Source organism: Pseudarthrobacter sp. NamB4 (assembly GCF_005796185.1).
GTDB lineage: Bacteria > Actinomycetota > Actinomycetes > Actinomycetales > Micrococcaceae > Arthrobacter.
This window is the reverse complement of record NZ_VAHM01000006.1, coordinates 208,141-221,327: the sequence shown is the minus strand read 5'-3', so window position 1 is coordinate 221,327 and position 13,187 is coordinate 208,141. Positions and strand designations below refer to the sequence as shown.

Below are 13,187 nucleotides of genomic sequence, written 5' to 3'. Positions count from 1 at the left end.
GTCAGTCCTTTGGAAGCGCAACCAGCGGCAGGTAGGCCCTGCGCTTGGTGCCGTCTATCTGTTCGAAGTCCAGGGTCTCCACAGCCTGCGTGTTGAAGGCCGCGCCGGAGTGCAGGGCGTGCGAGAGGAGCGCGCGGATGGTGTTGATGTGCTGCTCCTCGGGAGGCAGCTGTTGCCACGCCTCGGAAAGGGTGGCAGCGCCTGCCATGGCCTGCCGCACCACTTCAGGCCTGGCTTTGGCGGTCCTCGGCGAGCGCACGCGGTCGGAGTCGCTGAAGGCGATGGGGTCCGCGAGTTTGGGCGGGGCGGCGAACTCGTCGGGATCGAAGAGTCTCACCATGGACAGTGACTCAAAACCAGCATTGAAGAGGACCGGCCCGGGAACCAGGCCCGGGCGTTCCCGCTCGTAGGGAAGGGACCGGATTGCCTGCTCGGCTTCGCGCAGCACCTGGCGGAGCCGGACCGACTGCCGGAAGTCATCGCTCTGGACGTAGGTGTTCAGGCTCTCGCTGAGCTTGCCGTAGATGCGCTGGATCTGGCTGTGCTGCTGGCGCAGCTCCGCCACCAGGTTCTTCAGGGTTTCCCGGTCCTCCGGCGAAAGGTCATCAGCGAACTGCCGGCTGAGCACCTCTCCAATGGCCGACCGAAACCTCAGTTGCTGCTGTGGATCCTCCAAAAACGCGGTGAAGGAACGGAAGGTGCGCCCCTCCGGGCTCTGCCGGAGCCGCTTGTCCGCCTCCAGCACCTGGGCCATGGTGGCGCCCTTGGTCAGGGACTCCTCGATGATCTGGTTGCGCAGCTCGCCCACCAGCTCCTCGATCCGGTCGCGCATCTTCTTGTAGTCGGCGGGAAGGCTGGCGGCGAGGTCCAGAATATTTCCGGCTGCCTCCACTGCCTCCTCGTCGTCCAGCAGGCCGTCAAATTCGCCGCTGCTGATGTCCTGGATCAGCTGCTGGCGTTCCTCGATCTCCTCTTCCAGGGACTCAAGGCGGGCGCTCTGGTCCGGGTTGGTTTCGTTGGCGAGTTTCTCCACGTCACCAAGGAGCGTGCCCAGCCGGGAACCGTTGAGGGTGGACCGCTCACTGGAAAGGCTGTCCAGGAAGGCGAGCACGCGGGCCGCCGGTTCGGTGACCTCATAGACGATCTGGCCGGACTGGTTCCGCCGCGTCAGGAACTGGCGGCGCGTCCATTCATCCCCGAAGGATTTGCCGTTTGCACCGCCGCCAAGCCCGGGATCCAGCCGCCGCAGCTCCTCGAGGAAGGAGTCGACGTCGGCATGGAATTCCTCCAGCGGAAGCTGCGGCCGGGTGCGGGTAAAGGATGCCTGCAACACCGCGATCACCCAGGGAGCCGAGCGCGTCAGGGCCCAGGCAGGTCCCTTGGTGAGGAGTTCGAGGTCCCGGAGCCGGGCGCTGATGGCGTCAGCGGATGACCTGGCGGAGCGGGGCACACACTCTCCTTGGGCTGTTTGCGGGGGCGGGGGCGGCAGCGCTGCACGGAAACTGCCAACTACAAGGTTAACGCAGCCGCCGCGACCGCTCCGTGACCTACCCGGACGTAGTGTTTCGATCCCATATCAACAGCAGCTTCCGGGCCCCGCCGCTCTGGCTGGCACAACAGGTCTCCCCCTACGCTTCTGCTACTGATCTCAGCCACAGCAACGTCGCAGCAGGGGGACCCATGCAGTTCGATCTCAGTTCACTGGAAACAGCCACGCTCGTGTTCATCGGCACACTGGTGTTTGGCGTCATCCTGGCCGCGTTCGTCCTGGCGGCAGGGCTGGTAGCCCTGGTGCTGCTGGGAGCGGGAAAGCTGAGCTGGACCCTGGTTTCCACCACGCTCCTGGCATTGGTCCACGGCATCAATGCCAGCTGGGACAAGCTGGTGCATCGCTCCTCGTCAGCGGACGTTGCCGGCGAGTTCCAGGGACAGGTTTCCCCTAGCACCGGAACTTACCCGCGGGTAATCTTGAGGGACAGCTGAAGGGTCTCCAACCCCGGCGGATCCATGGCTGCACCGGCCATACGGCCTAGGAGATGACCATGAGCTCCGCCACTGACAGCCCCTCCGCCACAAGCCCTGCCACCGGCATCCCGTCGCCAACCGGCCCGGCAACTGACGCCCCGGCCGGGGAAACCCCGGTACCCGCAGGCAAAATCGGTGCCGGCGTCACGGCGGACGAGGCGCGCGCCGTAGCAGAGGCAGCACGCGAATCAGGCTGGGAACGTCCAAGCTTCGCCAAGGGCCTGTACCTGGGCAGCTTCGACCTCAGCCTGGTTCATCCCTGGCCGGCCCCGGACCCCGCCTCCGTGGAGCGCGGCGAAGCCTTCATGGCCCGCCTCAGCGAGTACGCCCGCACCATGGACGGGCGGGTCATTGAGCGCGACGCCAAAATTCCGGATGAGTACATTCGGGGCCTGGCGGACCTGGGCGTTTTCGGGATGAAGATCCCGGAGGAGTACGGCGGGCTGGGCCTTTCCCTGGTGTATTACGGCCGTGCCCTTGCCCTGCTGGGCAGCGTGCACCCGAGCTTGGGCGCGCTCCTGTCGGCGCACCAGTCCATCGGCGTGCCGGAACCGGTCAAGGTTTTCGGGACCCCGGAACAAAAAGGCGAATACCTGCCCCGCTGCGCAGCCGGCGCCGTCACCGCTTTTCTCCTTACGGAACCGGACGTGGGCAGCGATCCTGCCCGGATGGGCAGCACCGCAACGCCCACGGACGACGGCGAGGCGTACCTTCTGGACGGCGTGAAGCTTTGGACAACGAACGGGGTGATTGCTGAACTCGTGGTGGTGATGGCAGTGGTGCCGGCGCACACGGACGCAGACGGCACCCGGCACAAAGGCGGCATCAGCGCTTTCGTCGTGGAGATGGATTCACCCGGCATCACGGTGGAGAACCGGAATGCCTTCATGGGCCTGCGGGGCATTGAGAACGGCGTCACCCGGTTCCACCAGGTCCGGGTGCCGGCAGCCAACCGGCTGGGACGCGAAGGCCAGGGCCTGAAAATCGCCCTGACCACACTGAACACCGGACGCCTTTCCATCCCGGCGCTGTGTGTCGCGTCCGGCCGCTGGAGCCTGAAAATCGCCCGCGAGTGGTCCAACGCCCGCACCCAGTGGGGCCGGCCCGTGGGTGAACACGAGGCCGTGGGGAAGAAGATCGCCTTCATCGCGGCGTCCGCCTTCGCCCTTGACGCCGTGTTCGAACTCTCCGCCGAACTCGCGGACAGCGGCCAAAAGGATGTCCGGATTGAGGCTGCCCTGGCCAAGCTCTGGGCCACCGAGATCAGCTGCCGGATCGCGGACGAACTGGTCCAGATCCGTGGCGGCCGCGGCTTCGAGACGGCCGAGTCCCTGGCGGCACGCGGCGAGCGCGCCGTTCCTGCCGAGCAGCAGCTTAGGGACCTGCGGATCAACCGGATCTTCGAGGGCTCCTCGGAGATTATGCGGCTGCTGATCGCCCGGGAAGCCGTGGACGCCCACCTGGCAGCCGCCGGCGACCTGGCCTCGCTGGACGCAAGCCTGTCAGACAAGGCGAGGGCCGCCGTCGGGGCTTCAGGCTTTTACGCAAAGTGGCTGCCCAAACTGGTGGCAGGCGCCGGCATGGACCCGCGCTCGTACACTGAGTTCGGCCGCCTGGCCAAGCAGCTGCGGTTCGTGGAGCGCTCGTCACGGCGCCTGGCCCGGCAGACGTTCTACGGCATGGGCCGCTGGCAGGCAAAGCTGGAACGGAAGCAAGCATTCCTGGGCAGGGTGGTGGACATTGGCGCAGAACTGTTCGCCATGACGGCCTGCTGCACCCGGGCAGAGATGCTGCTCCGCACCGAGCCGCAGAAAGCTGCCAGCGCCTACGAGCTTGCCGAGGCGTACTGCGAGCAGGCCCGGGTGCGCGTGGATGAGTACTTTGACCAGCTGTGGCGCAACACTGACGACGGCGACCACATCCTGACCCGGAAGGTCCTCGCCGGGGACTACAAGTGGCTGGAGGAAGGCGTGCTGGACCAGTCTGAAGGGACAGGTCCCTGGATTGCCGACGCCTCCCCGGGGCCTTCCCGGAAGGACAACATGCACCGCAAATACCGCTAGAACCGCTGGTCACGAAATAGTAAGCATCCTTGCTATCTCTGCTGGCCGATGGTTGAGTGGATGCATGAGCAGCTCAACAGACCCAGAGAACCTGCCCCCAAGGCGAGCCCGGGAGGACGTTGACCGGAGCGGAAGCCACCGCGACGCGACGGATGCTGATGCCACACGTTCGTACGACCAAGTGCCCGCAGGCGATACCACCCCTACGTCCACGTACGACCGGGCGCCCGCAGACCGCACGCCTGCAGACCGTTCAGGGCCATCCGGTGCGTATGCGGAGCGGGACTACACCCCCACTGCAGCAACACCTGCCGTGGACCCGGGGCTGACTGACCGGCAGACCGCCGTCGCCCGCGAGAAGGAACAGTTCGGCGGAATCAAGGTTGGCTCGGCCTTCTTTGGCTGGCTCACGGCCACGGGCATGGCCGTCCTGCTGACTGCTTTGGTGGCTGCTGCCGGAACGGCGGTGGGATTGGCCACCAACACGGACGTCAATGAGGCTGTCAACCAGGCAGCGTCGAACACCGGAACTGTGGGCCTGGTAGGCATCATTGTCCTGCTGGTGATCCTGTTCCTCTCCTATTACTGCGGCGGCTACGTCGCAGGGCGCATGGCGCGCTTCAACGGCATAAAGCAGGGCGTCATGGTGTGGATCTGGGCGCTGATCGTCGCCGTCCTGGTATCGATCCTGGGGCTCGTGTTCGGGCAGCAATTCAACGTGCTGGCCAACCTGAACAGCTTCCCGCGCATCCCTGTTAATGAGGGGCAGCTGACCACCACCAGCATCGTCGCCGCGATTGTGGTTGCACTGGTCGCCCTGGCGGGCGCGGTCTTGGGCGGTCTTGCCGGCATGCGGTTCCACCGCAAGGTTGACCGGGCCGGATTCACCCCGGACAGCGACTACGACGACGGCCTCTGACGTCCTCCCCACGCCCGATAAGTTGGCGGCTCCGGGCGGGTTGCCGCTGTCAGGTGAGTTGGCGTTGTCAGGCGAAAACTTTGCCGTCCAGGTAGAACCACCGGCGGCCTTCCCGCACGAACCGGCTCACCTCATGCTGGACGCCGCGGTCGGCGCCGTGCCGGAAGTAGGCCTTGAATTCCACCGTGCCCTCGCTGTCCAGGGGGCCACCCCGGGCAGTGGAGACGATCTCCAGGCGGCGCCACTGCAGGTCCGGGTCAAGGCCGAGGTCCGCCGGGACCGTGTCCGGGTGCCAGGTCCGCAGCAGGTAGGGCCCATCCAAAATGACGAACGCGCTGTAGCGGGAGCGCATCAGCTGCTCTGCGGTGGCGGCCTCCGCCTCCCCGGAATGGAACCGCCCGCAGCACAGCAGGTACTGCTCCCCGGACAGGCACATGCAGTTTTCCTGGCCTGCATCTTTTGTCATAGGTGGATGCTGTCATATCCGGTAACGGCTTTGCTACAACCGGGGCATTGCCGCCGACGTACAAGGCACAGGCAGGCAAAAATCCGTATGGTGGAGAAGGAGCCGGCGCTCAGGCAGAGGGGCGTCGGGGCAGCCCACGCTGCCGACAGAGAGGAGAGATGACGTGGAAAATCCGGATACGCTCATCCTCAACCTGACCTTCCTCGGCACGGTGGGAGTCGCCTTCCTGATGTTCCTGGTGCTCTTCCTGCTGGGGGTCATCACCTTGGTCCTGGCCGGAGTGGGCCGGTTGGCAGCGGTAGTGCTGATGGCGCTGTTTGGCAGGGGCTCCGGAAAGGAGTCCCTCCGGCTGGTGCAGCTGTACGGGACGCGGCTCCAGGGCCGGAGAGACACTTCCGACGGTGGTGCTGCCTGGCCGGCGGCACCGGGGAAGAAGCGCCGGGACTGGCGCGCCGCGCTTAAGCCCGGACATATGAAGTCCACGCTGCGTACCGCCGTCGAACACCACCCGGTGCTGACCGCCGCCCGCCACGAGCCGCCGGTACTGACGGAGGACTGGGCCGCTGCCGTCGCGGATGCTGACGCCCGCGCAATGGCCCGGGCCCGCGCTGCCCGGCCGGAGATCAAGCTCTCGGTACGGGACCTTCCCGACCCCCGCGTGCCCGCCGAGAAGGTCGCCGAAGTGGCGCCCCTGGTGGAGTCGGCGCTGGACAACAGCCGCCCTCCCCAGGAGAAGCCGCGGTCCTTCAAGAAACCGCAGGTTCCCCACCCCCTGGCGCCGCTGGACACAGGCTCTCTTGTATCCCTGACAGGGCCCCAGCAACTCAGCCAGGCGGTAGAGGCAGCCAAAGACGCGGAGCACAAGCGCTCCTGACCGCAGGACCAACTGCTCTTACCCTGAGCAACCATCTGGGCTAGCGTGAAGCCCATGGAATTCAGATACCTCGGAAACAGCGGATTTAAAGTCTCGGAAATCACGTTCGGCAACTGGCTGACGCATGGCTCGCAGGTGGAGAACGACGTCGCCGCAGAATGCGTCCGGGCGGCCCTGGATGCCGGCATCAGCACCTTCGATACGGCCGACGTTTACGCCAACACGGCGGCGGAAACGGTTCTGGGCGCTGCGCTGAAGAAAGAGCGCCGCGAATCGCTGGAAATTTTCACCAAGGTCTACGGCCCCACGGGCCCCAAGGGTAAAAACGATCTTGGCCTGTCACGCAAGCACATCATGGAGTCCATCAACGGATCTTTGCGCAGACTGCAGACGGACTACGTTGACCTCTACCAGGCCCACCGCTACGACTTCGACACGCCGCTCGAGGAGACCATGCAGGCGTTCGCGGACATCGTCCGCCAGGGCAAGGCCCTGTACATCGGCGTGAGCGAATGGACGGCGGCACAGCTCCGCGAAGGCCAAGCGTTGTCCAAGGAACTCGGTTTCCAGCTCATCTCCAACCAGCCGCAGTACTCCATGCTGTGGCGGGTCATCGAGGCTGAAGTGGTGCCAACGTCGGAGGAGCTGGGCGTCTCGCAGATCGTCTGGTCCCCCATGGCCCAGGGCGTCCTCAGCGGCAAATACCTTCCCGGCCAACCCGCGCCCGAGGGCAGCCGCGCCACTGACCAGAAGGGCGGTGCCAAGATGATCGAGCGCTGGATGCGCGACGACGTCCTGGCAGGGGTGCAGGAACTGAAGCCAATCGCGGAGGAGGCCGGCCTGTCCATGCCGCAGCTTGCGGTGGCCTGGGTGCTGCAGAATCCCAACGTTGCCTCTGCCATCGTGGGCGCGTCCCGGCCTGAGCAAATCGCGGACAGCGTTGAGGCTGCCGGCGTGAAGCTGGAGGCGGAGGTCCTCAAGAGAATCGACGATGCCATCGGACCCCTCGCCGAGCGGGACCCTGCGCAGACCAAGTCACCGCCCAAGCGGGAAGCATAGGCGGCCCGTGACGTCCGCTGCGGAGCTGCCGGACCTCGCGGTCACGGCAGCTGCCAGCCTGCGACGGCGGAGGAAGCATATGCATCCCCCGTTTAGTTGGTTCCCCGAGAGCGTTGACGGGCCGGCGGCGGGGGCGTAGACCTGAAGCAAAGGCACCACCAGCTCCCGTCGAATCCCGCCGCACAGGATCACGCCGCCATGAAGCAGACCCACGAAAACCGGCAGTCCACCGCTCCTTCCGCAGTCCCGCACCAACAGGCCGCGCTTCCGGCAGCGCCCACCACCGGCCCGCTGACCCGGGAGGAACTCCAGCTAGGCGCCCGGAACCACTCCATGCCGCTGGAAGCGCTCCGCCGGGATGTCACTCCCCCCGGGCTGCACTACGTCCTCACGCACTTCGACATCCCCGAGATCGACGCCTCCTCCTGGCACCTGAGGATCAGCGGTGCGGTGGAGATGGCCTTGGAACTGAGCATGGCCGCCCTGCGCAGGGACCCGGCCATCACGGTCCCGGTCACTTTGGAGTGCGCGGGCAACGGGCGTTCGCTTCTGAACCCGAGGCCGCTAAGCCAGCCTTGGATTATGGAAGGCGTGGGCACCGCGTTCTGGACGGGCGTCCCGCTCGCTTACCTGCTGGGCAAGGCGGGGGTGCTGCAGAAAGCTGTGGAGGTTGTCTTCACCGGCGCCGATGCCGGGGTGCAGGGCGGCGTCCCCCACCATTACGCGCGGAGCCTGCCGATCCGTGAAGCGCTGCGTGCCGACGTCGTACTCGCCTACAAAATGAACGGCACTGAACTGCCGCCCCAGCACGGCTACCCGCTTCGGCTGGTGGTGCCCGGCTGGTACGGCATGACGAGCGTCAAGTGGCTGGAATCGATTGAGGTGGTCACGGCGCCCTTTTCCGGTTACCAGCAGCGGGTGGCCTACCGCTATCAAGATTCGGCGGACGACGACGGCACGCCGGTTTCGCGGATAAGGGTGCGTTCGTTGATGGTTCCCCCGGGCGTTCCGGACTTCTTCACCCGCAGGCGGATCCTGAAGCACGGGCCAGTGCTGCTGCAGGGCAGGGCCTGGTCCGGCGCGGGCGCCGTGACCGGCGTCGAGGTGGGCATCGACGGCACGTGGCTGCAGGCGCAGCTCGAGAAGCCTTTCGGTGGATATGCCTGGCGGAAGTGGACGCTGCCCTGGGTCGCCGAACCGGGTAAGCACGAGCTGTCCTGCCGGGCAACGGACGCCACCGGCGCCACCCAGCCGCTGGAGCAGAACTGGAACTACCAGGGAATGGGCAACAACATGGTGCAGCGGATCGACGTCACCGTGGAGTGAGCCTGCACTGACTCCCGCCTGGCGTGGGACTATACTCGGTGCCAGCCATGACCAGCCTTCCTTCCTCCCCCGCCAGCGTCCGCATTGACGCTTGGCTGTGGGCCATCCGCGCCTACAAGACCCGCTCCGCCGCCACCGCTGCCTGCCGTGCTGGCCATGTCCGCCTGAACGGCAGCCCGGCCAAGGCATCGGCAACACTGGTGTCCGGGGACACTGTGACCGTCCGGATGCCGGGCTATGAGCGCACCCTCGAGGTGCGGCGGCTGATTGCCAAGCGCGTGGGTGCCGAGGCTGCCTCGCACTGCTTCACCGACCACACACCGCCCCGGCCGCTTGCCCCGGCTCTTGGCCTGCCGCAGCGCGACCGGGGCGCGGGCCGGCCCACCAAGAAGGACCGCCGCGAGATGGAACGGCTTCGCGGTCCGGCGTGACTGAACTTGTCCTGGCGAACGTGCGGATTCCGGCTTAGGTCGGCTGGCTCCCTTGCGCCTGTGCCCTCACAAGGTTGGCGAAAGGAAGTTTTCCATACTCCTCAATGAAGGCTGAGTGGTAATTTGCGGCGGTTTGGTTGAGGTACTCCACGGGCAGTTCCTTCCAGGCGATAACCAGGTCTCCCGCCTCCGCGAGCTGCCAGATCAGTCGGCCGTCCCAGTGCCCCGGCGGCTTGCCCTGCCCGAAGTCCAGGAACTCCTGGATCTGCCGCCGGAGGCCGCGGTTGCCCTTACTCCCCGGTCCGGCCTTCCCGATGTAAAGCACGGCGGCTCCGTCCACCCATGCGGCCGCCAGTACCGGTTCCGGCAAAGACGGGTCCTTTTTCTTGAAGACACCGGCGGAACTTTTCCGGAGGAAGCGGGGCTGGAGTCCTTCGGGGGCCAGGACGGCGAAAATTCCTGTACCCTGCGGAATCCGCCCTGACTCGAGGGCATTTATGGAGCGGAATCCTGCAAAACCTGCGAGCTTGAGGCCACTCTTGTCGAACTGCATCCCTTCATTGAACAGTACCGCCGGCTGCCTCGGGTTATCCACATAAGGCGTCTGGGTTCGTGCCTGCGCTGCCCCATGATGAAAGGCTTTCGGTATGAAAGCGGTGGCGACGGGAACGACGGCGGGAGCAGTGGCAGGACGCCTGCCGGGTCCCGGTGTTGCCGGTGTTCGTCGCGCCTTGCTCGCGGTCCCTCCCGCTGCTGATGCGCCGGGGATGATTGACCAGATCCGGGAGCTGGAGGATGCGAAGTCGGCTTTGGCTGCGAAACAGGCCCTGATTGAGGTTGCCTTTGACCTGGCGAGGAGGCGGGAGCAGGCGGAGGCGGGTGTTCCAGCCGATGAGTGCGGCGCCGGGGTTGCGGCAGAGATAGCTCTTGCCCGGCGGGAGTCCCCTGCCCGGGGCGGCAGGCTCCTGGGATTGGCGAAGGCCTTGGTGACCGAGATGCCCCGCACCCTGGCAGCTTTGGAGTCCGGTCAGCTGAGCGAGTGGCGGGCAACGCTGGTGGTGAAGGAAACAGCCTGCCTGCCCGCTGAGGACCGGTGCGCCGTGGACGAAGAACTCGCCGCCGATACCGGCACCTTCGACGGCGCCGGGGACCGGGCCATCATCAGTGCCGTCAGGGCCGCGGCGTACCGGCGGGACCCGCGGTCGGTGGCGAAACGGGCAGCCCATGCCGTGACCGAACGGACTGTATCGCTGCGCCCGGCGCCGGACACCATGACCTACCTGACCGCCCTGCTCCCGGTGGCCCAGGGCGTCGCCGTGTACGCGGCGCTGGCACGGGGCGCCGAGAGTTTGAGGTCCTCGGGTGATGAGCGGTCCAAGGGCCAGGTCATGGCCGACACCCTGGTCGAACGGGTCACCGGCACCCCCGGCGGGATCAACGGGATCGAGGTCCAACTCGTCATGACGGACTGGACCCTCTTCCAGGGCGACAGCGAACCTGCCCGGCTCACCGGGTACGGGATCGTGCCCGCCGGATGGGCCAGGACAGCAGTGCTGGAAGGACGAAGCGCCGCGACCAAGACCAAAGCGTCTGCAACTGCCCCAGGAGCCACAAGCACCGGATCGGCTGACGCCGGCCCGTGCGCCCCCGACATCGCGAACAGCCGGGAGTCTGCCACGTACTTGCGCCGGCTCTACACCGCCCCCGGCACGGGGGAACTCGTCGCGATGGACTCCAAGGCCCGGCTCTTCCCGCCAGGGCTTCGCCGGTTCCTCCAGGTCCGTGACGACACCTGCCGCACCCCCTACTGCGACGCGCCCATCCGGCACCACGACCACATCATCCCCCGGCACAATGACGGCCCAACCACCGCAAGGAACGGCCAAGGCCTCTGCGAAGCGTGCAACCACACCAAAGAAACACCGGGCTGGAATGCACGTCGGGTGCCAGGAACCAGGCATGCGGTCCAGCTCCAGACCCCCACAGGCCACACCTACCGTTCCACCGCCCCACCATTGCCGGGCACGCCCCCGTCGGGTCTCGACTCTGATGCGCCTGCACCTCCCAGTGGAGCGGCTGCCCTTGCAGCAAAGCCGGCAACGCGCCGTCGTCGAAAACACCGCCATCAGACATACGTTGAATACGCACGACGGGCCCCTGATCCGGCTGTGTTCAGTACTAATCAACACAATGGAGAGGAAACTTCGGCTGCCCACCCTTAGTGCCGGAAGCGTAGAGTGGCATGAGACGCCTGATTCTGGACGCCTTGATGCTGAGGGAGAAATCGTGACGATTGATTGGGACGAGAAAAAGGCCCTGCTGCAGGAACCGAACATCGCAAAGGTGACGCAGCTTTGCGATGAATTGATGGAAAAAAAGCCGGGGTCTGTCGTCCCTTACATCGACCCTGTGCACGACGAGGACGAGTGCCGGATTGTCAGCCTTCAGGTAAGCCCCGGCAAGGGCACTGAGTCCGGTTTTGTTTCCCACTACAACGACGACGAGGCCGCCCGTCGCGCCACGCAGATTTACGAGCTTGCTGAGCTTGATCCCCGCTACGTCATGCCATGGAACGCCTACCCTTGGGTCCGCGACCCGGGCTCGCCCTCCGCCCTCAGCGTGCAGGAGAAGACGGACGGGCTCCGGCCGTTCAGGCAATTCCTGAAAATCAACTCGCGCGTCTCGGCCATCATCGCCCACGGCACCGATGCTTCCACCTTCCTCACCCTCTATGAGAAGACCTACCACCAGTCCCTGAAGAACAGTGGCATCAAGATCTACAAGGCCTCAGCCCTTGGTGGCCGTGCCTTCGCCGTGTCCGAAGCCAAACAGGAGGAACTCCTGACCAAGACGGTGGACATTTACAAGGACGCCATGCAGCGGGCAGGCATCCAGCACCTCTAACCCCCATGCCAACCTGATAATCGTGACGAGGGATGTGCTCGGCTGGCTGCTTGACTCCGATCCCGCCGTTCGCTGGCAAGTACTGCGTGATCTCACCGGCGCCGGCGCTGACGAGGTTTCGGCCGAGCGGAACCGCGTTGCCAGCCACGGTTGGGGTGCCCGGCTCCTGGCGCTGCAGGAACCGGGCGGGCAGTGGGACGGCGGCACCTACTGGCCTGCGCAGGACGACGATCCCACCGGCCAACCTTGGACCGCCACCACCTACAGCCTGCTGCTCCTGCGGGACTTTGGTTTCACTCCGCAGAGCCCCCAAGCCCGCCAGGCAATCGCCCTGGTCCGGGAGAACAGCCGCTGGGAGGAAGGCAACCAGCCGTTCTTTGACGGTGAAGTGGAGCCGTGCATCAACGGCATGACCGTGGCACTCGGAGCCTACTATGGCGAGAACGTGGACAGCGTGGTGGAGCGGCTGGTTGGTGAACAGCTTCCGGACGGAGGCTGGAACTGTGAAGCCGAGCGGGGTTCCGCACTTTCCTCCTTCCACACCACCATCTGCGTCCTTGAGGGGCTGCTCGAGTACGAACAGGCAGGCAACGGAACCACGGAGTCAGGGACCGCGCGGAAACGCGGGGAGGAGTACCTGCTGGAGCGCCGCCTGTTGAGGCGGAAATCGACGGGTGAGCTGATCAGTGAAGACTGGCTGCGTTTTTCCTACCCCACCCGCTGGTTCTATGACGTCCTCCGAGGCCTCGACTACTTCCGGGCCGCGGGCGCTCCTCCAGACGGGCGCCTTGTGGAGGCAGTGGAGCTGCTTCGGTCAAAGCAGCAGCCGGACGGTACGTGGTTGCTGGAGAACACCCACCCGGGAAAGGTCCACTTCGACCTTGAGCCGGGCGATGGAAAGCCAAGCCGCTGGAACACCCTCCGCGCCCTCCGGGTGCTGAAGTGGTACGAATCGGACGCAGGCCGGTATTAACTTTGTCGCACTTGATCAGCCTGCGACGAAGCGAGGACCGGCATGGGTCGGATGAGGTAGATGCCGCTAAAACAGCGGGGCCGTGCTTTCCTCAACGAGGGTTCCAAGCGACGGCAACGCGATTAGGCAGCGGTTCCTGTAACCGAT

General features: G+C 65.7%; 13 protein-coding genes. 10 read left to right on the top strand and 3 right to left on the bottom strand.

The features are described from left to right. Position 1 precedes the first annotated feature (1 nt). Complete coding sequence (locus FDW81_RS08125; RefSeq protein ID WP_138133679.1) at positions 2–1,450, bottom strand: DUF3375 family protein; 1,449 nt, start codon at positions 1,448–1,450, stop codon at positions 2–4. A gap of 230 nt (positions 1,451–1,680) precedes the next feature. Between FDW81_RS08125 and FDW81_RS08120 the strand changes: the two genes are divergently transcribed. The 3 genes from FDW81_RS08120 to FDW81_RS08110 all read left to right on the top strand — a co-directional run bounded on the left by FDW81_RS08120 (position 1,681) and on the right by FDW81_RS08110 (position 5,007). Further along, positions 1,681–1,983, top strand: coding sequence for a hypothetical protein (locus tag FDW81_RS08120; RefSeq protein WP_138133707.1), 303 nt, complete (start codon positions 1,681–1,683; stop codon positions 1,981–1,983). Positions 1,984–2,042: 59 nt separating this feature from the next. Beyond that, positions 2,043–4,088 carry an acyl-CoA dehydrogenase family protein gene (locus FDW81_RS08115; RefSeq protein WP_240720059.1) on the top strand — a complete coding sequence of 682 codons (2,046 nt, stop codon included), beginning with the start codon at positions 2,043–2,045 and terminating at the stop codon, positions 4,086–4,088. Positions 4,089–4,152: 64 nt separating this feature from the next. After that, complete coding sequence (locus FDW81_RS08110) at positions 4,153–5,007, top strand: YrzE family protein (RefSeq protein WP_138133678.1); 855 nt, start codon at positions 4,153–4,155, stop codon at positions 5,005–5,007. Between the two features lie 67 nt (positions 5,008–5,074). On the opposite strand, the gene FDW81_RS08105 is transcribed toward FDW81_RS08110, so the two are convergent. After that, the gene (locus FDW81_RS08105) at positions 5,075–5,473 is read right to left on the bottom strand and encodes a YchJ family protein (protein WP_240720057.1); all 399 of its coding nucleotides are present in this window, start codon (positions 5,471–5,473) and stop codon (positions 5,075–5,077) included. A gap of 163 nt (positions 5,474–5,636) precedes the next feature. On the opposite strand from FDW81_RS08105, the gene FDW81_RS08100 reads away from it, so the two are divergent. From FDW81_RS08100 to FDW81_RS08085, 4 genes are all read left to right on the top strand, one after another. Then, entirely contained in the window at positions 5,637–6,347 is a 711-nt protein-coding gene (locus tag FDW81_RS08100; protein WP_138133677.1) for a hypothetical protein, read from the top strand. Between the two features lie 54 nt (positions 6,348–6,401). After that, positions 6,402–7,406 carry an aldo/keto reductase family protein gene (locus tag FDW81_RS08095; RefSeq protein ID WP_138133676.1) on the top strand — a complete coding sequence of 335 codons (1,005 nt, stop codon included), beginning with the start codon at positions 6,402–6,404 and terminating at the stop codon, positions 7,404–7,406. Between the two features lie 198 nt (positions 7,407–7,604). After that, a complete protein-coding gene (locus tag FDW81_RS08090) occupies positions 7,605–8,732 on the top strand; it encodes a sulfite oxidase (protein WP_138133675.1) in 1,128 nt (375 codons plus the stop codon). A 47-nt stretch (positions 8,733–8,779) separates the two neighbouring features. After that, positions 8,780–9,163, top strand: a complete 384-nt coding sequence (locus FDW81_RS08085) for an RNA-binding S4 domain-containing protein (RefSeq protein ID WP_138133674.1) — start codon at positions 8,780–8,782, stop codon at positions 9,161–9,163. A 34-nt stretch (positions 9,164–9,197) separates the two neighbouring features. Here the strand turns inward: FDW81_RS08085 and FDW81_RS08080 are convergent, their stop codons facing one another. Next, positions 9,198–9,716: a hypothetical protein gene (locus tag FDW81_RS08080; RefSeq protein WP_138133704.1), complete on the bottom strand. Its 519-nt coding sequence runs from the start codon at positions 9,714–9,716 to the stop codon at positions 9,198–9,200. Positions 9,717–9,810: 94 nt separating this feature from the next. On the opposite strand from FDW81_RS08080, the gene FDW81_RS08075 reads away from it, so the two are divergent. The 3 genes from FDW81_RS08075 (at position 9,811) to FDW81_RS08065 (ending at position 13,040) form a co-directional block, all read left to right on the top strand. Beyond that, entirely contained in the window at positions 9,811–11,385 is a 1,575-nt protein-coding gene (locus FDW81_RS08075; protein WP_138133673.1) for a DUF222 domain-containing protein, read from the top strand. Between the two features lie 64 nt (positions 11,386–11,449). After that, positions 11,450–12,067 (top strand): uracil-DNA glycosylase, encoded by a 618-nt coding sequence (locus FDW81_RS08070; RefSeq protein WP_138133672.1) that lies wholly within the window; start codon positions 11,450–11,452, stop codon positions 12,065–12,067. Positions 12,068–12,089: 22 nt separating this feature from the next. Then, on the top strand, positions 12,090–13,040 hold the full coding sequence (locus tag FDW81_RS08065; RefSeq protein WP_138133671.1) for a hypothetical protein: 951 nt from the start codon (positions 12,090–12,092) through the stop codon (positions 13,038–13,040). The last annotated feature ends 147 nt before the right edge of the window (positions 13,041–13,187 follow it).